We start from the raw sequence: 19,518 nt of genomic DNA, 5'->3' as shown, positions 1-19,518 counted from the left end.
ACCCTCCCTGATAAATCAAAACATTATTTGTATTGCAGGTTATAAACTACGCTACTGGTCACGGTACCCGGCGTGGTTTGGCCATTGGCATAATATTCAACGGCGTAAGGCAACAGCGCGGTACCCTTGGCCTGATCGATATCGATATAAGTCATATCGTTGACCTGGTTGGTGCTACCGATGTCGATGACTTTATAGTTGCCAGACACGTCCAGTAATTGCAGATCAACCTTGGTGGCGCTACCGCCAACGTTTTTCAGGCGCCCAGTGCCCAGGTCTACCGTATTGCCCGGCTGGAAGAACGCCGAAACCTTGGAATGGCCACCTGCAGTGCCGATCACACATTTGGAGATGTTCATCTTGAAAGAGGCACGGCCGGTGGTGTCACCAGCGCTGGTCAGTTCGGTTACGCTAACGGTGGGTAGAATGATGGTGGCATCTGCGCCCTGGCCTTCGATGTCCACGTCACAGGTGCTGTCAGTCAGCAGGCCATTAAACGTAATGGTACCGGTTGAGGCAGCCTGTACAGAAGTAGCCAAACCCAGTGCAGCCAGCAGAGAAAGACTAACAATTGTTTTTTTCATCTTTAAAATGTCCTTTATAGATCGAGTATCGTTACCATCATGGTAATACTTGGTGTGTAAGTAGGTTGTAGCGAACAATAAGTGGCTTATTAATTCGTCACGCCTCCTTTTTTAAACGTAAAGCTACGTTCAAACCTGTCGCCCATTAATACGGCTACCTTTAACGAGCGGTTAAATTATCTGACTTGGTTTAAATGACGGATTTACACGCTTCAGTGCAGTCCGAGGATTTTAACCTTCATCATCAATTCCTGATTGCTGAGTACGCCTAGTCGTTTCATTGAATTACGCTTGTGGGTACTAATCGTTTTAACGCTTTTGTGGGTCAACTGCGCCACCCGGTGTGGGCTATGGCCCATCGATAAATGCCGCACCGTTTCCCTCTCCATTTCAGACAAGTTCAACATTGGGGGGCTGTTTATATCAAACCGGCCCATTAAGAACAGCATCGATAATTTTTTTTGTAATTCTTGTTTTAATCTGGTGATGGTTATATCCAGATCGAACAGGCAAATGCTCCAGTCGGTAGGGGTACCTTGTAACAAACGCTGGCAGCGTTCAGAACAAAAAACGATGCTGGGTGTCTTCGGTTTTGGTCGGTTAACAAAAGGCAGCACGTCGGTCAGGCACTTCTGGCTGATTATCCATATGTCGATTTGAGGTATTGCCTGCCCTGGCTCCAAAGGCATGCGTAGCGGAATATCGGCCAAGACGCTTTCTACTCCATATTTAAAAAATGAGTCAACCCCATAAATATTGATTGCTGGCTTATACTTCATTTCTTCCTCAAAGATACAGTTCTGGCAGTGGGTACAATAGGGACCAGGGTTAATATTAACCTGGCTTACTGTTTTTAACTGCAAGTTGATAATCGGACTCTTGGCTGAGTGTATTGCTTGTTAGACCATTTTTAATAGTAAAGCGTTTTTATATCGGCCCTTGAAATACTGACGCCTTTGCTTCTGGATGTAATGATAATTTCTTCTGAAATACCCAATAACGCCAGTTTTGACTTAAGTTCTTTGAGTTCTTGCCACAGGAATTGGTTGGAAGATGAATAGTTCATCTTGCCAATGACCTCGCTTAGCAATTCCTGACGGCTGACATACTTGTCTCCGGCATGCTTGAGTAAATAGGTGAGTATGGCCATCGTCACTTCTTTTAACGAGACGATCGCGCAGGAGAAGTTGGCGCTAGGTTTGTCCGTGCTGAGACGAACTATCCTGTTATGCTTGACATCGATTTGCAGATCCGGCTCAACCCAGAAGCCAAATAGTTTTTTCCTATCCATTTCCTAAAACTCCTGTTATTAGGTAGAGAGCCTATCCGTTGGTAAGACAATTCTATGTTCATACTCATATAAAACAATACGTTTGATATCCTGATCTTAGGGTTTCCATTTTGTAACAAAATGGAGTTTTTGACTAAACAACTTCACTTTATTGGATATAAAAACCGCCAAATCAAGGAGGGCTAAATTTTGTGCTGCAACTGATCATGGTCTTTACCCTAGCATAAAATTTTAAAAATAAATTTAAATTGGTATAAAATGCTTTCTTGTTTTGTAAGTTTAATTTATTCAATTACTTATGTATAAATCTGCAATTGCGTTGATTCTTATTTTGTGGCCAATAATCTTGGAAGATTTATAGCCGTTTTAATTTCTGACTCATCAGAGAATACTGAACCTGTTCAAGCTGCGATTCCCGTTTGTCAGGCTCATATTACGGAGTATCCAGCGGTATAAAACTCAAAGTTTATCATTCTATCTCAATGAGATGGCCTAACTAACCTATAAGGTATTGGTGTAAACTAATTGTATTTATAATGTTGCTTTTTTGGTTTTTAGGCGGTTTTTTATTGGGGCATTTAACAGAGGCAGATTGCACCTCATTAACCAGAAAAATCTTAATGAGGTGTTAATCTTCACATTAATGATAACGCTTGGGCCATACGCCAAAAGTGGGTTTGGCCAAGTCTATTTGATGGAAGGTATATCAGACACTTTAACACCGGTTTTGGTAAATAGAGGGGTGGGAAGGCAGGAAAGAAATGACGGGCGGGTAGCCAAGCGGGCGCAGCACATGCCGCGCCCATACAGAGCAACTCTGTTTATTGATTGGCGGGTTGGGCCGGCTGTTCGGTTTTACCGTCGGCTTGTTGAGCCTTATTGTCCATGCTGTTCTTGAGCTGTTCGGTTTTTGCCTTGGCCTGTTGTGCCAGATCGTTAGCTCCGTTAATCGCATCGGCCTTGATGTTTTTGGCCTGATCGATCAGCTGCTGGCTTTGTTTGTCTGCATCCTGTTTGATCGCTGCAGCTTTGGCCTTGGCCTCATCAGTGAGGGCATCTGCCTGCTTGGCGGCGTCATCTTTAATGGCGGAAGCCTGATCCTTCAGCTGTTCCGTCTGGGCCGCTGCAGCCTGCTTGATTTCTTCCGCTTTGGCCTTGGCATCGTCGGTCAGTTGATCCGCTTTCTTTTCCGCCGCATCTTTCATTTGTTCGGCACTGTCTTTGGCCTTATCCAGGTGGGAATCGACCTTGGCATCATCGCAGCCCACCAGCAGTAAACCTACCATTGAGGCCAATAGCACTTTATTCCACGCTTTCACGGTCTAACTCCTTTCGGTGATCGTCAATTTGTACGACTTATCTTAGAACAGCTTTGTCGTATAAGACAAATTTGGCAACTAAATCGCGTTGTTCTCATGGCGGGTTCAACAGCGGTTGCTTTCTGTGGTAGACTCATTGCGTTTTCCTGCCAGTTTTGGTTGAGGTGCTTTTCTGAATACGCCGGCACAGCTTTCATTGCCACTTTATCTACCCGATGATGAAACTTTTGCCAGTTTTTATCCGGGTGAGAACCCATCCTTATTAGCCGCGATCCAATCCGCAGTCCGTCAGGAGCATGGTAGCTACATCTATTTCTGGTCACGCGAAGGCGGGGGACGCAGCCATTTGCTGCATGCGGCCTGTGCCGAACTCTCGCAGCGTGGCGAAGCAGTAGGCTATGTGCCCCTGGATAAGCGGGCCTATTTTGTGCCCGAAGTGCTGGACGGCATGGAACAGCTGGCGTTGGTCTGCATTGATAACATCGAGTGTATTGCCGGTGATGAAGAATGGGAAATGGCGATTTTCAATCTCTATAACCGCATTCTGGAAACTGGCCGCACCCGCCTGTTTATCACTGGCGATCGTCCGCCGCGCCAGCTAAATCTGCATTTGCCGGATCTGGCCTCGCGCCTGGATTGGGGGCAGATCTACAAGCTACAGCCACTGTCGGACGAAGAGAAACTACAGGCGTTGCAGCTGCGCGCCAAACTGCGTGGTTTCGAACTGCCGGAAGACGTGGGCCGTTTCCTGCTCAAGCGCCTGGATCGTGAAATGCGCACGCTGTTTATGACGCTCGATCAGCTGGATCGCGCGTCGATCACGGCACAACGCAAGCTGACCATTCCGTTTGTGAAGGAAATTCTGGGGCTGTAGCGGGTCACTACTCCCCATTACCCATTTTTAGGTTATTCACCCTTCGTGTAACAGCGCACTGCGGAATGACAGGATATGCGCCTGTGCAGCACTAGCTGCGGCGTCGCTGTCCTGTGCGGCCAACGCGCTGATAATCGCCCGGTGTTCGTCAATAACTTCCTGCATATGCCCTTCCCGCGACAGCGTGCTGGCCCAGAAACGTTGGGCTCTGGCGTGCAGTACGCTCAGAATATCCGTCAACATGTTATTCCCGGCGATCTGCGCCAGCTCCTGATGGAATTGATGATCCAACGTCATCATCCGTACCCGGTCACGATCCAGGCTGGCGGCTTCGATCTGCTGATTCAGCGCGTTCAGTGCGGCAACCTGTGGCTGGGTGATCTTGGCACTGGCCAGGCGCATACACAGCATTTCATTGGCCAGCCGGACATCAATCAACTCTAACGCATCGTCTATAGACAGCGGTGAGACCATCACCCCTTTGCGCGGGATCACCTGCAGCAAACCCTCATTCGCCAGACGGTGGATCGCCTGATTGATCGGCGTTCTGCCCATATCCAGCTCACCCATTACCTGCGCGGTATTGAGGTATTCACCCGGTTTGTAACTTAACGTCACCAATGCCTGCTTGAAGCGGCGGTAGGCCACTTCATTGAGCGACAAACCGGCTTCCTCTGCTACCGGGAACCCTCGATCTTCTGCGTCAATGGTCTTCACATACTACTCCTGCAAGAAGAAATTTTTAGACATGGTACACAAAAACGTCACATGGCAGTCGCTTAGTTGTTAACTGAAGATATAGTGAAATTTCACACCATTTTAACCAAAGGGACACAATTGCCATGAGGCTGACCTTTACTTTACCAGAAACCTGTAGTGCCAAGACGCTGGATGCTGACATCGATCATCTGGTCATCGCTGGCTGGACCGGTCGTGATTATAAGGCAATTCAACATCATATCCAGGAGCTGGCCGAGCTGGGCGTCCCTCAACCCAGCAGCGTCCCGCTGTTTTACCGTGTGGCGGTTAATCAACTTAGCCAGGGCGAATGCATCGAAGTGATCGGCGAGGCGACCTCCGGCGAAGCGGAACCGCTGATTTTCAGCCATGGCGGCGAACTGTATGTCTCATTAGCGTCCGATCATACCGATCGTCAGTTGGAAGTACAGAGCGTAGCACTGTCCAAGCAGATCTGCGTTAAACCGATAGCGCGTGCTGCCTGGCCGTTACACGAAGTGAGCGATCACTGGGACTCCTTGATCTTGCGTTCATGGATTAAGGAAAACGGCGCGTTTCAGCTTTATCAGCAGGGGACTCTCGCCAGCCTGCGCACCCCCGGTGATTTGCTCGAACGCTATCTGAGTGGGCAGCAACTGCCAGAAAGCGGCATGGCGCTCCCCCTGCTACCGAGTGATGGCCTGGCAATGACCTGTGGCACGGTGGCGGCGATTGGAGGGATCCGGCCATCAGCCGAGTTCCGTATGGAACTGGTGGATGAGGTGTTGGGGCGCACCATCGCCCATAGCTATCGCAGTATCGAACTGCCGGTGGTGGCGTGATGGCGAAATTAACGCTTGTGCAGGCCGCCGCCGGGTTGGCTAGTGGAGAGTTTACCTCTAGGCAGTTGATCGCCGATGCCATGGCGCAGATCGTCGATCCGCAAGGGGAAGGGGAGCGTACTTTTACTCAGGTGTATGCCGAATGGGCACAACAGCAGGCGCTGGCGGCTGACCAACGTCGTGCAGCAGGCAAACCGCTGTCCCCTTTGGATGGCGTGCCGGTTTCGATCAAAGACCTGTTTGACGTGAGCGGACAGGTGACTACCGCCGGTTCTTGGGTGCTGGCTGATGCTGCGGTGGCCAAGAAGCACGCTGCGATAGTGGAGCGTCTGTTGCAGGCGGGAGCGGTGGTGATCGGTAAAACCAACATGACCGAGTTCGCCTACTCCGGGCTGGGACTCAATCCGCATTTTGGTACCCCTGCAAATCCTTGGGATCGTGCCGTCCGGCGTATCCCCGGCGGATCGTCTTCCGGTGCGGCAGTCTCGGTAGCCGACGGTATGTGCTGCGGTGCTGTTGGCAGTGATACCGGGGGATCGGTACGTATTCCGGCCGCTTTCTGTGGCTTGACCGGCTATAAGCCTACCGCCCGTCGAATGGCCAGCGGTGGACTGCTGCCGTTGTCGCCTTCGCTGGACTCTATTGGGGTGATTGCTCATGACGTTGCCAGCTGTATCGCACTGGATGCGGCGATCGCCGAGCAAGCGCTACGGCCTGAGTCACAATCCTTGGAGAGTGCACGTTTTGCCGTCCCGCAAACGTTAGTGCTGGATAGCTTGGACGAAGAGGTTGCAGCGGCGTTTGAGCGCACCTTGAAACGTTTGGCCCAGGCCGGTGCGCAGATTGAAGCTATCCCTTGCAGCGAATTCGCCGAATTGGCGGAGATCAATGGTGCCGGTGGCTTTACGGCACTGGAGTCTTGGCATTGGCACCAGCCGTTGATTGCCGAATATGCCGAGGGTTATGACCCCCGGGTGCTGTCACGCATTCGCCGTGGCCAGCCGTTGGGCGAGAGCGATCTTCAGCAGCTACGGCAGCTGCGTGCCAGTTGGCAACAACGGGTGACAGCCAAGGTGCAGGGTTTTGACGCCTTGTTGATGCCAACCGCGCCGTTGATAGCACCAACCCTTGCCGAACTGGCAGAGGACGACGAAGCCTACTTCCGTGCCAACGGTGCCGCACTGCGTAATCCTTCCGTCATCAACTTCCTCGACGGCTGTGCGTTATCACTACCCTGCCAACGGCCAGGTGAGGCCCCCGTCGGCCTGATGGTGGCCGGGTTACCCATGAATGACCAGGCGCTGCTGGGCTGGGCGCTGACGATCGAACGTTGCCTTGCCGGCGCGTAATTTTTCGGCAGGGTGCCACCTTGCCTTACTGACTCTACCAGGAGAATACCCATGACCGGTTCCCCGAACGGAATGCTGTTTGTTGCAACGGATGTCGCCGTGCAGGATGAGGCGGATTTCAATCAGTGGTACGACCGTGAACATGTAGAGGAGCGGGTGCGTGTTCCCGGTTTTCTCTCCGGTACGCGCTATCAGGCGCTACAGGGTGGGCGTAAATACCTCGGGCTGTATAAAACCGCCTCTCTGGCCAGTTTTACCTCCCAGGCCTATCGCAACGCCTTTACCCAACAGACGCCGTGGTCGGTTGCCTGCCTTGGCAAGATGCGCGATCCCATGCGCCGGGTTTGCACGGTTGAAGCCGTCACCGGCCAGGGCAGCGGTAGCCATCTGAGCATCATCACTCTGGCACTGAGTGAGCAGGACGCTCTGAAAGATGATGTTGAGCGCCTGGGTTCCGTGCTGGCTGAACAGCCGGGTTTTGTGCGCAGCAGCCTGCTGTTGCCAAACGCCGAGCTCAGTTCACCGCTTCCGCAAGAGTCGCGGGAAAATCGTCAGCTGTTACCTATGGTGTTGATCGAAAGCAGTAGCGCAGAGGCGGGGCAGCGCTTGAGTGAGCTGGCTTACCACACGTTGAAAATCCCTGCTGGCGAGGCGGTGCATTACGCACTTGGCTGGCAGTTGACCTCACAGGAGCTGGCATCATGAATACGTCCACCACTGAAACGCCGATTGTGGACTTATCGGTGAAAGATCACGCCGTCGATCCTCCTAAAACCGGCAGGCTGGCGGCAGCCAGTTCGATAGGCACCGCGCTGGAGTGGTATGACTTCACCGTTTACAACATCATGGCTGCCTTGATTTTCAACCATGTTTTCTTCCCGTCATTCGATCCGCTGGTCGGCACCATTCTGGCGTTTTCTACTTATGCGGTCGGCTATGTTTCACGGCCCATCGGCGGCATCGTCTTCGGGCATCTTGGTGACGTGCTGGGACGACGCTTTGTGCTGGTCGCCACGCTGGTGATCATGGGCGTGACCACTACGCTGATGGGGTTACTGCCCGGCTATGCGAGTTGGGGGATTTGGAGCCCGATATTGCTGGTGGCACTGCGCTTTATCCAAGGAATTGCGCTGGGTGGGGAATGGGCTGGAGCCGTGCTGCTTTCGATGGAACACGGTAAGCCACATCAGCGTGGGCGTAACGCCTCATTTGCGCAGGTCGGTCCCTCCTGTGGTTCGCTGATTGGCACCGGGCTGATCGCGTTGGTGACCATGGCGATGTCGGCAGACGATTTCCAACAGTGGGGATGGCGCATTCCGTTCCTGTTGAGCCTGGTGTTGGTGATCTTTGGCCTGTGGCTGCGCCGTGGGGTGGGGGAAACACCGGCATTCCTGAAGTTGGAAGCGTCGAGGGATGTTACCCATTCGCCGATCCGCGAGGTTTTCACCCAACATCCACGCTCGCTGCTGATCGCCGGTGGTTCGCGCATTGGCTCCGACGTGTTGTACGCCTTGGTGGTGGTGTTTACCCTGACTTACGTGACCACGGTGCTGAACCTGCCACGGCCACTGGCGCTGACTGCCACCATGCTGGGGGCGATCGGCAACGCGATTACCGTACCGATGTTTGGCGCCTTATCCGATCGCTTAGGCCGCCGACCAGTGTATATCGGCGGGGCACTGGCGGGGATAGTCTGGGCTTTTGCCTTCTTCGTGTTGCTCGATAGCAGTCAGCCGGTGTTGATTTGTACCGCAGTAGTGATTGGCTTGCTGATCCATGCGGCGATGTTCGGCCCGCAGGCGGCCTTCATCACCGAACAGTTCCCGACCAGGGTGCGCTATGCTGGTTCTTCGCTGGCTTATACTCTGGCGGGGATCGTGGGAGGTGGCTTTGCGCCGTTGATCATTGCTTCGTTATTCACTTCTTTTGACAGCACGCTGGCGATTTCGGCTTACGTTGTGCTGGCACTGCTAATTACCTTGTGGGCCTTGCTCGCCGCCCGGGAAACAGCGCATAAACCGTTGTAAATACAGCAGCCGGGCGGATTAACGCCCGGTTTGCCGTCACGGGATCACAAGATCTCCAGTACCTGCTCTGGTGGCCTGCCAATACGGGCTTTGCCTCCTTTCACCACGATTGGGCGTTCGATCAGTTTCGGATTGCTCACCATCGCTTGCAGCAGTTGTTCTTCACTCAGGGTTTCATCCGCCAGCCCCAGCTCCTTGTAGAGATCTTCTTTCTTACGCATCAGTTCACGTGCTGAAGCGAAACCGAGCTCTTGCAACAGCTTTTTCAGCTCGGCGACGGAAGGCGGCGTATCCAGATACAGCACCACCTGCGGTTCGACGCCATGCTGTGCCAGTAGTGCCAGCGTTTCCCGGCTTTTCGAGCAGCGTGGGTTGTGATAAATAGTGACGTTTTTCATCTTTCTCTTTCCTTGTTCAAATCAAGTGCGTTGGAACTTGCTGAAGGTTCTTTGCAACTGACGCAGTTGGTCAATCCGCGCATCATAGCGAGCCTGTTTCAGGCTGCCCAGCTTTTGCAATGAGCTGGCGTTACTGAGCAAACCTATTGCCTGATCCAGACGGCCTGCCAGTGCCAGGCTTTCTGCCCGGGCGGAGAGTTCTTCATCGCGTAACCCTTGAGCAGCACTGGCCTGAGCCAACAGATCCCAGCCGTTCGGATCGTCCGGATGGGCAAAGGTATAACGGTTGAGGATTTTTGACGCTTGAGCGGGTTGATTGCCCTCAACGTAGGCGTTCGCCAGGTTGAGCAGCAACACCGGGTTATTGCTTTGCGCCGCATTGACCGCCTCAAGGCGAGCAATAGCCTGAGCGGCTTTATTCTGACCCAGATCGATGTCGGTCAGCAGATCCAGCATCCAGACGTTTTTCGGATCTTTTGCCAGTAGGGGCTGAATAAGATTGCGCGCTTCGTCGTATTTCTTGGCTTCATAGAACAGGATCGCCCGGCCATATTTGGCGGCTATTTGCTCGCGAATGTTGCCTTTGCTGTAAGTGTTCAGCAGGTCTTCGCTCAGACCATAGCCTTCCGAGCTGTACATGCCCAGCGTACGTACCCTTGCTAGCAGATAGTCTTGGCTGGATTGCACCAGATGGCGCGGCATTTGGTTGGCGCGGTTGCGGGCGTCCGAAAGCCGGCTGTCTGGCAATGGGTGCGTCAGCAGCATTTCCGGTGGTTTTGAGGCATAGCGGGACTGATCGGCCAGCCTTTGCAAGAAATCTGGCATCGCTTCGGGATCGAACCCGGCGCGCTGCAATACCTGAATACCGATACGGTCGGCCTCTTGTTCATTTGCCTGGGTGAAGCTGATCATCCCCTGCTGCGTTCCCGCCAGCGTACCGCTCAGCGCCGCCATGCCCATGGTTGGGTTGGCCATCGCCAGCAGGATAGAGCCCAGTGCGCCCACCCAGGTCAGTGGTGCGTTGCGTTGCTGGTCTTCCATTGCGCGGGCCAGATGGCGCTGGGTCACGTGTGAGATTTCGTGCGCCAGGACCGAGGCCAGTTGGCTCTCGTTGTCGGTTTCACGGAACAGGGCCGAGTGCAGCACCACGTTGCCGCCGAAGAAGGCAAAGGCGTTGATCTCGTCGTTACGGACTAGAAAGAAGTGGAACGGGGTGCGCACCGAATAGGCGCTGGCGACCAGCCGGTTACCCAACTGGTTGATATATTGGGTCAATAGCGGATCGTTGATCAACGGGGCGCTTGCGCGTAGCTGCCGCACGTAAAAATCGCCCATGGTCAGTTCCTGGCCGATGCTCAACGTCCCCCCCGCGGAAGTCCCCATATCCGGCAGTTGGTCTTGCGTTTGGGCGTTAACCGGCGCCAACGCAGAGGTGCAAAGTGAGCCGAGCAGCAGGACTGTTAACGCTGTTTTAGTCAACCGGATGGTCATAGTCAGGTCATTCCCTCAATAAAGTCATCAAGTAAGACGTCAGTATCAGATAAGAGTTCTTCTTCCGTGCCAGACTCTCCAGTACAATCAGCGCGAAAGTGCGTTGGCTCACAAAAATGCATTTTCAGGGGATCGTGCGCCTGAGCGGCAAACGTTATCACATCATAGCCAGCCACAACCCACATTGAAACGTCTGCACGGTGATAACCGGGCTAAAATTATCTAAAAATCATGTCATATCTGCTCGGCCGCATAGGGACTGGCGAGCCTCACCCCCATTGATGGAATAAGGAGCAATCTCTGATGTTGGAGTTGTTATTACAGTGGTACCGACGTCGTTTCACCGATCCACAAGCTATTGCGTTGCTGGTGATCCTGGTTGCCGGGTTCTGCATCCTTTATTTTTTTCACGGTATCTTGACCCCCTTGCTGGTGGCGCTAGTGCTTGCTTACCTGCTGGAGTGGCCTACCGCTCGCCTTCAGCGTCTGGGATGTTCGCGCACCTGGGCGGCAAGTATCATGCTGATCGTGTTTGGCGGTATTGCCATGCTGTTGGTCTTCGTGGTCGCGCCAACCGCCTGGCAGCAGGGCATCAACCTGATGACCGATTTACCGGGCATGCTCAATCAGTTCTACAACTATGCGGCGACCTTGCCGACACGCTACCCGGCGCTGGTGGATGCAGGTATCATTGATATGATGGCGCAGAACCTGCGTGAGCGTCTGTCGGGCATGGGTGAGTCGGTGGTGAAATTCTCGCTGGCCTCACTGGTTGGGCTGCTGACGCTGGCCATCTATCTGATCCTGGTCCCGTTGATGGCGTTCTTCCTGCTGAAGGACAAAGAGCAGATGATCAATGCGGTGCGCCGCGTGCTGCCGCGCAACCGTGGGTTGGCAGGGCAGGTATGGGTCGAGATGAACCAACAGATCACCAACTATATTCGCGGCAAGGTGCTGGAGATGGTGATCGTCGGGGTGGCGACCTATCTGGTGTTCTTCATCCTGGATATGCGTTATTCCCTGTTATTGGCGGTGTTGGTCGGCCTTTCGGTGCTGATCCCTTACATCGGCGCGGTGCTGGTGACGATCCCGGTGGTGGTGGTGGCGATGTTCCAGTGGGGCATTGGTGCCGACTTCTGGACGCTGATTATCGCTTATCTGGTGGTGCAAGGGTTGGATGGCAACCTGCTGGTGCCGATCTTGTTCTCCGAGGCGGTCAACCTGCATCCGCTGGTGATCATACTCTCGGTGATTATCTTCGGCGGCCTGTGGGGGTTCTGGGGCGTATTCTTCGCCATCCCGTTAGCGACGCTGGTGAAAGCCGTGATCCACGCCTGGCCGGATGACATGCTGGTGGATGTGGGGGATGAGGTGAAGTGAGAAAAATAAAGCGCAGCAACTCATGTTGCTGCGCTTTACCCTTTACTGCTGCAGGTAGTTCAGAACGATTTCGTGGTGATTGGTGGTCTTGAAATCATCGAACACTTTTTCAACCTTGCCGTCGGTGCCGATCAGGAAACTGATACGGTGAATGCCGTCATAGGTTTTGCCCATGAAGGTTTTCTCGCCCCAAACGCCAAACTGCTGAGCTACCTGATGATCTTCGTCGGATAGCAGCGTGAAATTGAGCAGTTCTTTCTCAACAAAACGCGAGAGCTTTTCGGGTTTATCGGTGCTGATACCCAGCACTTCGACGCCCGCTTTTTTCAATTCATCCATGTTGTCCCGTAACCCACAGGCTTGCACGGTGCAACCTGGCGTCATGGCTTTGGGATAAAAATAAACCAGTACTCGTTGTCCCTGGAAGTCGGCCAAATTAATTTCCTCGCCATCCTGGTCGAGTAAACTAAATTTCGGCGCTGTATCACCGGCTTTCAATGGGCTCATAACTACTCTCCATCTCTCTCATCATGCTGTGGATAGTTCACCACGCTAATACTGCCTTGCGCATTCAATTCTGTACATAGGCGATAAAAGGCTTGTTCAATATTTGTTGCATCCTGGCCACCTGAACTGTGGGCGGTGATCTGGATATAGAGCTGGGAGGGCTGATCCCCCTGTGCTGGCTGAGTCCGTGACACCAGCTCGGCAATGTTCATCTGGCTCGAATCAAACAGGCCGGTAAACCGCTCGATGATATGCGGGGAGTCTTTTACCTCAACCTGTACCCACACTGTAGCTGGCATTGGCGGTCTTTCTTGCGAGTTTGTGCGTTTCATCACGATCAGTAAATCCAGCTCGGCGCCTTTTTGCGGCAAAGTGGATTCGATCAGGGTAATCGCGTTCCAGCTACCTGAAAGCAGCATGATGAAGGTGAACTCTTCACCCAGCATGGCCAGACGGCTATCTTCGATATTGCACCCGCAGCTACTGACGTGGCGGGTGATGGCGTTGACGATACCGGGGCGATCGGCGCCCAGTGCGGTGATCACCAGATAGTGTTCATCAGGCTTAGGCAAAATGCAGCTTCCTGTCGTGCTGAATGGGGTTACCAAGGTAAACATAAAAAAAACCGCCTGCCAAGCGCTTAGACACGTTGTTTGCTTGCTTTTGGATAGGTGACAAAAGTACCATGGGTGACTTGTTTGTGAAGGGGACGGCCAATGTTTACGGGAAGTATTGTTGCACTGGTTACGCCGATGGACACCAAAGGTGCTGTCGATCGTGCGAGCCTAAAAAAACTGATTGATTATCATGTAGCCAGTGGGACTGCGGCGATCGTTTCCGTAGGAACTACCGGCGAGTCCGCCACGCTGCCCCATGACGAACATGTGGATGTGGTCTTGCAGACGCTGGAACTGGCCGCAGGCCGTATTCCGGTGATCGCCGGTACCGGTGCCAACGCCACCAGCGAGGCTATCTCACTGACGCAGCGTTTCAGCAATACCGGTGTCGTGGGCTGCCTGTCGGTCACGCCTTACTACAACAGACCGACCCAGGAAGGCCTGTACCAGCATTTCAAAGCCATTGCCGAAAGCACCGATCTGCCGCAGATCCTCTATAACGTGCCTTCACGTACCGGTTGTGACATGCTGCCGCCAACCATCGCTCGTTTGGCCAAAATTAAGAATATTGTTGCCGTTAAAGAGGCAACAGGGAACTTAAGTCGTGTTAGTCAGATCCAAGTGCTGGTTGATGATGAAGACTTCATTTTGCTGAGCGGCGACGACGCCAGCGGTCTGGACTTCATGCAACTGGGTGGCAAAGGGGTGATTTCCGTGACGGCCAACGTGGCTGCGCGTGAAATGGTCGAACTTTGCCGCCTGGCGGCGCAAGGCAATTTTGCCGAAGCCCGCCGTTTGAATCAGCGCTTGATGCCTTTGCATCAGGATTTGTTCGTAGAAGCAAACCCAATTCCGGTGAAATGGGCCTGTAAGGCATTGGGATTGATGGCAACCGATACGATGCGTCTGCCTATGACGCCGTTGACCGACGCTGCCCGTCCTGTCGTGGAGCGTGCGTTGAAAAGCGCCGGTTTGCTGTAACTCTTAGGGAGATTTGATGGCTTATTCATTGCAAAAGTCGACGCTAGCAACGGTCGTGGGATTAGCGCTGGTGATGACGCTGGCGGCATGTTCTACCGATCAGCGCTACAAACGCCAGGTTAGCGGCGATGAGGCCTATCTTGACGCCGCACCGCTCAAACCGCTGAGCGCGCCGTCCGGCCTGATCCTGCCGGTACAAACTGGTAATTATGAAGTTCCGGCAAACGCGCAGAAAGGCGCTGTTGGCAAGCAACTGGATATCCGGCCACCGGTACAGCCGCTGGCACTGCTGAGCGGTTCCCGCGGTCAATATGCCGGTGACAGCGGCACGCTGCTGCTGGAAAGCAGCCCGCAGAACGATAACCTGTGGTCCCGCGTAGCCAGCCTGTTGCAGAGCAAAAACATTCCGATCGCCTCACGTACGGATGCCAGCCAAACGCTGACTACCGACTGGGTGAAGTGGAACCGTCTGGATGAAGACAACCAGTACGAAGGCCGCTACCAGATCACGGTACAGAAACAGGGCTACCAACAAGCGTTGGTGGTGAAAACCCTCGAACTGCGTCAGCAGGGGCAAACCGACAAGGTTACCGACCCTTCTGAAGTTCAGCGCTACAACGGTATGATGATGAACACCATCGTTGAGGGCCTGGACAAGCAGGACAACCTGTCGAGCAGCCAGTCCGCCAACCGTGTTGGTGTGTTGGACGTGCAGAGCGGTGCGGATGACACCGGCCTGCCAACGCTGATCGTGCGTGCGCCGTACACGGTAGTGTGGGATCGTTTGCCACCGGCACTGGAAAAACTGGGGATGAAAGTGGGTGACCGCAGCCGTCCGCAGGGTAGCGTCGCCGTAACCTACAAATCCCTGAGCAGCAGTGATTGGGATGCGTTGGGCGCCAAAGATCCTGAACTGAAAGAAGGTGATTACAAACTGCAGGTCGGTGATTTGAATAACCGTACCAGTTTGCAATTTATCGATTCCAAAGGTAAGCCGTTGACCCAGTCGCAGAACGATGCGCTGGTAGCGGTGCTCCAGACGGCTTTCAGTAAAACCAGCGTGAAATAACTACATCTAGGGGCTGCGGCCCCTTTTTGTTTTGCTGATACGGTATCGTTTGCGTCGCAGATTTGGCACAATAGTTATCAGCAAACCAAAGAACTTATCAGGTCAATTTTGTGCCCAGTAGGCTGCCAGGCAGCCGGAAGGTACCATCTCATTGGAGTAAGTTAAGATGCAAAAGCTAGCTGAACTGTATCGCGGCAAGGCAAAAACCGTCTACACCACCGAAAACCCGGATCTGCTGGTGTTGGAATTCCGTAACGATACGTCAGCACTGGATGGTCAGCGCATTGAGCAGTTCGATCGTAAAGGGATGGTGAACAACAAGTTCAACCATTTCATTATGAGCAAGCTGGAAGAGGCCGGAATCCCAACGCAGATGGAACGCCTGCTGTCAGACAACGAAGTGCTGGTGAAAAAGCTGGAGATGGTACCGGTTGAGTGCGTGATCCGTAACCGTGCCGCAGGCTCTTTGGTCAAGCGCTTGGGGATCGAAGAAGGTTTGCCGCTGAACCCGCCGCTGTTTGATCTGTTCCTGAAGAACGACGCGATGCACGACCCAATGGTGAACGAATCCTATTGCGAAACCTTCGGCTGGGTGAGCAAAGAGCATCTGGCGCGCATGCGCGAGCTGAGCTACATGGCTAACGACGTGCTGAGCAAGCTGTTTGACGATGCGGGTCTGATCCTGGTCGATTTCAAACTGGAGTTCGGCCTGTTCAACGGCGAAGTGGTGCTGGGCGATGAGTTCTCCCCGGACGGTAGCCGCCTGTGGGACAAGAATACCCTGGCCAAGATGGACAAGGATCGCTTCCGCCAGAGCCTGGGTGGCCTGATTGAAGCCTACGAAGAAGTCGCTCGCCGTATCGGCGTGAAGTTGGACTAATCGTTAAATCATGCCCCTCACTTTAGCACTCTCTTACAGGGGAAGGGCTAGAGTGAGGGGCAAAGCATCGAACTGAGCCTCCCACCCCTCATTCACCACTTTCCAGAAAATTACTGCATTCGCTGCGCCACGAACGCCTTATAATAGTAACCAGGGCTAGTTTCCTACGATTATTAAAAATCATCTCTGGAGTTTATTTATGCGTTGGCAAGGGCGTCGAGAAAGTGACAATGTCGAGGATCGCCGTGGGCAGTCTTCAGGTCTGGGCGGCGGCGGTGGCGGCCCCCGGATACCTATCGGCGGCAAAGGTGGCCTGATCATTCTGGTCGTGGTGCTGGTTGCCGGTTACTACGGGGTAGACCTGACTCCTCTGCTGAATGGCGGAGATGTCTCCCCGCAGTCTCAGCAGCAAAGCGCCAGCATCAGCCCGCAAGACGATCAATTAGCCAAGTTTACCTCGGTGGTGCTGGCCTCTACCGAAGATAACTGGCAGGGCATCTTCAAGCAGATGGGGAAAAACTATCAGGATCCGAAACTGGTAATGTACCGGGGCGCGACGCGTACCGGCTGCGGCACCGGTCAATCGGTGATGGGGCCGTTCTATTGCCCTGCGGACGATACGGTCTATATCGATCTCTCGTTCTACCAGGATATGAAAACCAAGCTGGGTGCTGGCGGTGATTTTGCCCAAGCTTATGTGGTTGCGCATGAAGTGGGCCACCACGTGCAGAATCTCTTGGGGATTGAGCGCAAGGTTCGCCAGATGCAGCAAGGGGCTAGCCAGGCAGAGGTTAACCGCCTGTCGGTGAAAATGGAGCTTCAGGCCGACTGCTTTGCTGGCGTTTGGGGCCATTACGCCGAGAAACAGCAGATGCTGGAAGCAGGCGATCTGCAATCCGCATTGAATGCCGCGCAGGCGATTGGTGACGACCGTTTGCAGCAGCAAAGCCAAGGGAGAGTGGTGCCAGACAGCTTTACGCATGGCACTTCGCAGCAGCGTTATACCTGGTTCAAGCAAGGGTTCGATAGCGGCGACCCTAATACCTGCAACACCTTCGCCTCCCGTTGATATTACTCAGTGCCAGTGCCTAGAGCCCGGCACTCTGCTTTCAGGTCTCAATATTCATGTTTCAGGTAATGCAACAACGCATGCAGCAGCAGGGTATTCGGCGGTTGTTGGTGATCAGCGGCGAATCGCAATGGTGCCGAGATCAGGCGCAGCAACTGGCGGCACAGGTGCCGGGTGACTGGCCTTGGGTCGGTAATGACGTGCCCGCAGGAATCGATGCGTTGGCGAGTCACGCGGTCAAAACCTTGTTGGGGCAAGAGCGGTTGCATGCGGTATTTGATGCGTTAGCGGGGCTGGACGTTGAAGCGCTGGCCCAGCTCTGCGGGACATTACAAGCCGGTAGCTGGTTACTGTTGCTGGTTCCACCTTGGCAAAGTTGGCCGCAGCAGCCAGATAGCGACAGCCTGCGCTGGAGCGATTGCCCACAGCCGATCGCCACGCCCCATTTTATCCACCATCTGCAACAACGGTTGCTGGCCGATAGCGAAGTGTCTATCTGGCGGCAAGGTGAACCGTTGTGCCTGGCTCCCTTACCATTACGGCCAGCTTGGCAGGCTCCCCAGGGTAATCCGAGTGAGGAACAGCAGGCCATTTTGGCCCGCTTGTTGGCGGCCGAGTCTGGGATCTGGGTATTAACCGCTGCGCGTGGCCGGGGGAAATCAACGGTGGCGGGGATGTTGATGGCCAGCAGCCCATTAACCTGTTGGATCACCGGCCCGAGCCGCGCCGCTACCGACGTTGCCAGCGAGTGGGCCGCAGGACGGGCCAAGTTTTGGGCACCGGATGCTTTGCTACAGCATTGTTCTGAACAGGGGGCAGAGGGTGTTGGCTGGCTGCTGGTGGATGAGGCTGCAGCGATCCCTGGACCTTTACTGCAACAGTTAATGGACTATTTCCCGCGCGTATTGCTGACAACTACGGTGCAGGGATATGAAGGAACGGGGCGCGGATTTTTACTGAAGTTCTGCGCCTCCTTACCGCAGTGGCAGCCGTTAAGCTTGCAGCAACCGATGCGTTGGGCGCTGGGCGATGCCCTGGAGCGGATTATCGATCACGCCTTGCTGTTCAACGAGGAACCGGTATGGGCAGTGGCCGGGCAGTCACCCACTTTGGGTGCTATTGAACAGGCTGAACTGTGCGCCGATCCGCAACGGTTACGGCGTTTCTATGCGTTGCTCTGTAGCGCACACTATAAAACCTCACCGCTGGATTTACGCCGTCTGATGGATGCGCCCGGGATGCACTTCAGTGCGGCGTTGTTGGGGGATGAGGTGGTCGGGGCGCTATGGTTGGTAGATGAGGGCGGCTTATCGGTTGAACTGGCCCACGAGGTGTGGGCGGGCCGCAGAAGGCCGCGTGGCAATCTGGTCGTTCAATCTTTGGCGGCACATAGCGGCCAATGGTGGGCACCTACGTTGCGTTCCCGTCGCATTACCCGTATCGCCGTGTTGCCGGAGTTACGCCAGCAAGGGATCGCCAGCCGGTTGGTGAAACAGCAAAAACGTGACTCTCAGGGGGTGGATTTTCTTTCCGTTAGCTTCGGCTATACCGAGCCGCTGTGGCGGTTTTGGCAATCTTGTGGCTTCACTCTGGTGCGGATTGGCAACAAACGGGAGGCCAGCAGTGGCTGTTACACCGCCATGGCGGTGCTGGCCATTAGCGAGCAAGGGGAGGAGCTGTGCCATGCGGCGCATAAGCACTTGGCTCGGGATTGGCGCTGGTTGCGGCAACATAGCGACCTGTTGCTGGAGCTCGACGATGATACCGATCCGCTATTAAATGAAGAAGACTGGCGCGAGCTGGCCGGTTTTGCCTTTGCCCATCGCCCCTTGGAGGCTAGCCTGGGGGCACTACAACGTCTGTTGTTGAACAGCTCATTGCCCTGTGCGGCATTACGTGCGCATTTGCAGCAACAACAAACCGTGGCCCAGTGCGCTGCCCAATATGGCCTGAGTGGCCAAAAAGCCTTGCTGCGGCTTTGGCGGCAAGAGGCAGGGCAGGCGTTGCAACAGCTTAATGCGCAACATTGCCGCTACTGGCAGGAGTGGGCGCAGTCGTTGCAATAAATGGAAAGAGTTGTTCAATAAAACCCGATTTTCCTGATTTCTCCGCGGCGTATAGTA

General features: G+C 54.1%; 20 protein-coding genes. 11 read left to right on the top strand and 9 right to left on the bottom strand.

Annotation, left to right across the window (positions count from 1 at the left end; genetic code table 11):
* Positions 1 to 23 precede the first annotated feature (23 nt).
* The 4 genes from KGP16_RS19235 to KGP16_RS19220 all read right to left on the bottom strand — a co-directional run bounded on the left by KGP16_RS19235 (position 24) and on the right by KGP16_RS19220 (position 3,194).
* Entirely contained in the window at positions 24 to 584 is a 561-nt protein-coding gene (locus KGP16_RS19235; protein WP_021178761.1) for a fimbrial protein, read from the bottom strand.
* Between the two features lie 212 nt (positions 585 to 796).
* Positions 797 to 1,363: a LuxR C-terminal-related transcriptional regulator gene (locus KGP16_RS19230; protein WP_094982750.1), complete on the bottom strand. Its 567-nt coding sequence runs from the start codon at positions 1,361 to 1,363 to the stop codon at positions 797 to 799.
* A 131-nt stretch (positions 1,364 to 1,494) separates the two neighbouring features.
* Entirely contained in the window at positions 1,495 to 1,875 is a 381-nt protein-coding gene (locus KGP16_RS19225) for a helix-turn-helix domain-containing protein (RefSeq protein ID WP_094982749.1), read from the bottom strand.
* 821 nt (positions 1,876 to 2,696) lie between these two features.
* Positions 2,697 to 3,194 carry a hypothetical protein gene (locus KGP16_RS19220; protein WP_021807118.1) on the bottom strand — a complete coding sequence of 166 codons (498 nt, stop codon included), beginning with the start codon at positions 3,192 to 3,194 and terminating at the stop codon, positions 2,697 to 2,699.
* Positions 3,195 to 3,366: 172 nt separating this feature from the next.
* Between KGP16_RS19220 and hda the strand changes: the two genes are divergently transcribed.
* Positions 3,367 to 4,068, top strand: coding sequence for a DnaA inactivator Hda (gene hda, locus KGP16_RS19215; RefSeq protein ID WP_024484905.1), 702 nt, complete (start codon positions 3,367 to 3,369; stop codon positions 4,066 to 4,068).
* Between the two features lie 36 nt (positions 4,069 to 4,104).
* On the opposite strand, the gene KGP16_RS19210 is transcribed toward hda, so the two are convergent.
* Positions 4,105 to 4,785, bottom strand: coding sequence for a GntR family transcriptional regulator (locus tag KGP16_RS19210; protein ID WP_024484904.1), 681 nt, complete (start codon positions 4,783 to 4,785; stop codon positions 4,105 to 4,107).
* A 125-nt stretch (positions 4,786 to 4,910) separates the two neighbouring features.
* On the opposite strand from KGP16_RS19210, the gene KGP16_RS19205 reads away from it, so the two are divergent.
* From KGP16_RS19205 to KGP16_RS19190, 4 genes are read left to right on the top strand one after another with little or no spacing between them, the layout of a single operon-like run.
* The gene (locus KGP16_RS19205) at positions 4,911 to 5,627 is read left to right on the top strand and encodes a DUF2848 domain-containing protein (RefSeq protein WP_094982748.1); all 717 of its coding nucleotides are present in this window, start codon (positions 4,911 to 4,913) and stop codon (positions 5,625 to 5,627) included.
* A complete protein-coding gene (locus KGP16_RS19200) occupies positions 5,627 to 6,976 on the top strand; it encodes an amidase (protein WP_094982747.1) in 1,350 nt (449 codons plus the stop codon). The genes KGP16_RS19205 and KGP16_RS19200 overlap by 1 nt, the downstream gene beginning before the upstream one ends.
* A gap of 51 nt (positions 6,977 to 7,027) precedes the next feature.
* Positions 7,028 to 7,681 carry a DUF4286 family protein gene (locus KGP16_RS19195; protein WP_094982746.1) on the top strand — a complete coding sequence of 218 codons (654 nt, stop codon included), beginning with the start codon at positions 7,028 to 7,030 and terminating at the stop codon, positions 7,679 to 7,681.
* On the top strand, positions 7,678 to 9,003 hold the full coding sequence (locus KGP16_RS19190) for an MFS transporter (protein WP_094982745.1): 1,326 nt from the start codon (positions 7,678 to 7,680) through the stop codon (positions 9,001 to 9,003). Before KGP16_RS19195 ends, KGP16_RS19190 begins: the two co-directional genes overlap by 4 nt.
* Positions 9,004 to 9,047: 44 nt before the next feature.
* Here KGP16_RS19190 and arsC read toward each other — a convergent pair whose 3' ends face one another.
* Complete coding sequence (arsC, locus tag KGP16_RS19185; RefSeq protein ID WP_223500202.1) at positions 9,048 to 9,401, bottom strand: arsenate reductase (glutaredoxin); 354 nt, start codon at positions 9,399 to 9,401, stop codon at positions 9,048 to 9,050.
* A 21-nt stretch (positions 9,402 to 9,422) separates the two neighbouring features.
* The gene (locus KGP16_RS19180) at positions 9,423 to 10,892 is read right to left on the bottom strand and encodes a M48 family metallopeptidase (protein WP_021178754.1); all 1,470 of its coding nucleotides are present in this window, start codon (positions 10,890 to 10,892) and stop codon (positions 9,423 to 9,425) included.
* A gap of 303 nt (positions 10,893 to 11,195) precedes the next feature.
* On the opposite strand from KGP16_RS19180, the gene KGP16_RS19175 reads away from it, so the two are divergent.
* The gene (locus tag KGP16_RS19175) at positions 11,196 to 12,272 is read left to right on the top strand and encodes an AI-2E family transporter (protein WP_021807113.1); all 1,077 of its coding nucleotides are present in this window, start codon (positions 11,196 to 11,198) and stop codon (positions 12,270 to 12,272) included.
* Positions 12,273 to 12,314: 42 nt separating this feature from the next.
* On the opposite strand, the gene bcp is transcribed toward KGP16_RS19175, so the two are convergent.
* Together bcp and KGP16_RS19165 are read right to left on the bottom strand one after the other, a co-directional pair.
* Positions 12,315 to 12,779 (bottom strand): thioredoxin-dependent thiol peroxidase, encoded by a 465-nt coding sequence (gene bcp / locus KGP16_RS19170; RefSeq protein WP_021178751.1) that lies wholly within the window; start codon positions 12,777 to 12,779, stop codon positions 12,315 to 12,317.
* Positions 12,780 to 12,781: 2 nt separating this feature from the next.
* Positions 12,782 to 13,396 carry a glycine cleavage system transcriptional repressor gene (locus tag KGP16_RS19165; protein WP_021807112.1) on the bottom strand — a complete coding sequence of 205 codons (615 nt, stop codon included), beginning with the start codon at positions 13,394 to 13,396 and terminating at the stop codon, positions 12,782 to 12,784.
* Between the two features lie 99 nt (positions 13,397 to 13,495).
* Here KGP16_RS19165 and dapA point away from each other — a divergent pair, with 99 nt between their 5' ends.
* The 5 genes from dapA to KGP16_RS19140 all read left to right on the top strand — a co-directional run bounded on the left by dapA (position 13,496) and on the right by KGP16_RS19140 (position 19,461).
* On the top strand, positions 13,496 to 14,377 hold the full coding sequence (gene dapA / locus KGP16_RS19160; RefSeq protein ID WP_021807111.1) for a 4-hydroxy-tetrahydrodipicolinate synthase: 882 nt from the start codon (positions 13,496 to 13,498) through the stop codon (positions 14,375 to 14,377).
* 16 nt (positions 14,378 to 14,393) lie between these two features.
* The gene (gene bamC, locus KGP16_RS19155) at positions 14,394 to 15,446 is read left to right on the top strand and encodes an outer membrane protein assembly factor BamC (RefSeq protein ID WP_021178748.1); all 1,053 of its coding nucleotides are present in this window, start codon (positions 14,394 to 14,396) and stop codon (positions 15,444 to 15,446) included.
* 166 nt (positions 15,447 to 15,612) lie between these two features.
* The gene (gene purC, locus KGP16_RS19150) at positions 15,613 to 16,326 is read left to right on the top strand and encodes a phosphoribosylaminoimidazolesuccinocarboxamide synthase (RefSeq protein WP_021178747.1); all 714 of its coding nucleotides are present in this window, start codon (positions 15,613 to 15,615) and stop codon (positions 16,324 to 16,326) included.
* A gap of 199 nt (positions 16,327 to 16,525) precedes the next feature.
* Positions 16,526 to 17,395 carry a neutral zinc metallopeptidase gene (locus KGP16_RS19145; protein WP_021807109.1) on the top strand — a complete coding sequence of 290 codons (870 nt, stop codon included), beginning with the start codon at positions 16,526 to 16,528 and terminating at the stop codon, positions 17,393 to 17,395.
* A gap of 56 nt (positions 17,396 to 17,451) precedes the next feature.
* Positions 17,452 to 19,461, top strand: a complete 2,010-nt coding sequence (locus KGP16_RS19140) for a tRNA(Met) cytidine acetyltransferase TmcA (RefSeq protein WP_223500201.1) — start codon at positions 17,452 to 17,454, stop codon at positions 19,459 to 19,461.
* Positions 19,462 to 19,518: the final 57 nt, after the last annotated feature.

The sequence above is a fragment of the Serratia sp. JSRIV006 genome (genome assembly GCF_019968685.1).
Classification (GTDB): domain Bacteria; phylum Pseudomonadota; class Gammaproteobacteria; order Enterobacterales; family Enterobacteriaceae; genus Chania; species Chania fonticola_B.
Note: the sequence above shows the minus strand (reverse complement) of the source record. Positions and strands in the feature narration are given on the sequence as shown.

Bases quoted from the DNA above. Each gene is read 5' to 3' on its own strand.
- KGP16_RS19235 (WP_021178761.1), bottom strand. From the start codon at position 584: ATGAAAAAAACAATTGTTAGTCTTTCTCTGCTGGCTGCACTGGGTTTG.
- KGP16_RS19230 (WP_094982750.1), bottom strand. From the start codon at position 1,363: ATGAAGTATAAGCCAGCAATCAATATTTATGGGGTTGACTCATTTTTT.
- KGP16_RS19225 (WP_094982749.1), bottom strand. From the start codon at position 1,875: ATGGATAGGAAAAAACTATTTGGCTTCTGGGTTGAGCCGGATCTGCAA.
- KGP16_RS19205 (WP_094982748.1), top strand. From the start codon at position 4,911: ATGAGGCTGACCTTTACTTTACCAGAAACCTGTAGTGCCAAGACGCTG.
- KGP16_RS19200 (WP_094982747.1), top strand. From the start codon at position 5,627: ATGGCGAAATTAACGCTTGTGCAGGCCGCCGCCGGGTTGGCTAGTGGA.
- KGP16_RS19195 (WP_094982746.1), top strand. From the start codon at position 7,028: ATGACCGGTTCCCCGAACGGAATGCTGTTTGTTGCAACGGATGTCGCC.
- KGP16_RS19190 (WP_094982745.1), top strand. From the start codon at position 7,678: ATGAATACGTCCACCACTGAAACGCCGATTGTGGACTTATCGGTGAAA.
- arsC (WP_223500202.1), bottom strand. From the start codon at position 9,401: ATGAAAAACGTCACTATTTATCACAACCCACGCTGCTCGAAAAGCCGG.
- KGP16_RS19180 (WP_021178754.1), bottom strand. From the start codon at position 10,892: ATGACCATCCGGTTGACTAAAACAGCGTTAACAGTCCTGCTGCTCGGC.
- KGP16_RS19175 (WP_021807113.1), top strand. From the start codon at position 11,196: ATGTTGGAGTTGTTATTACAGTGGTACCGACGTCGTTTCACCGATCCA.
- bcp (WP_021178751.1), bottom strand. From the start codon at position 12,779: ATGAGCCCATTGAAAGCCGGTGATACAGCGCCGAAATTTAGTTTACTC.
- KGP16_RS19165 (WP_021807112.1), bottom strand. From the start codon at position 13,396: ATGTTTACCTTGGTAACCCCATTCAGCACGACAGGAAGCTGCATTTTG.
- dapA (WP_021807111.1), top strand. From the start codon at position 13,496: ATGTTTACGGGAAGTATTGTTGCACTGGTTACGCCGATGGACACCAAA.
- bamC (WP_021178748.1), top strand. From the start codon at position 14,394: ATGGCTTATTCATTGCAAAAGTCGACGCTAGCAACGGTCGTGGGATTA.
- purC (WP_021178747.1), top strand. From the start codon at position 15,613: ATGCAAAAGCTAGCTGAACTGTATCGCGGCAAGGCAAAAACCGTCTAC.
- KGP16_RS19145 (WP_021807109.1), top strand. From the start codon at position 16,526: ATGCGTTGGCAAGGGCGTCGAGAAAGTGACAATGTCGAGGATCGCCGT.
- KGP16_RS19140 (WP_223500201.1), top strand. From the start codon at position 17,452: ATGTTTCAGGTAATGCAACAACGCATGCAGCAGCAGGGTATTCGGCGG.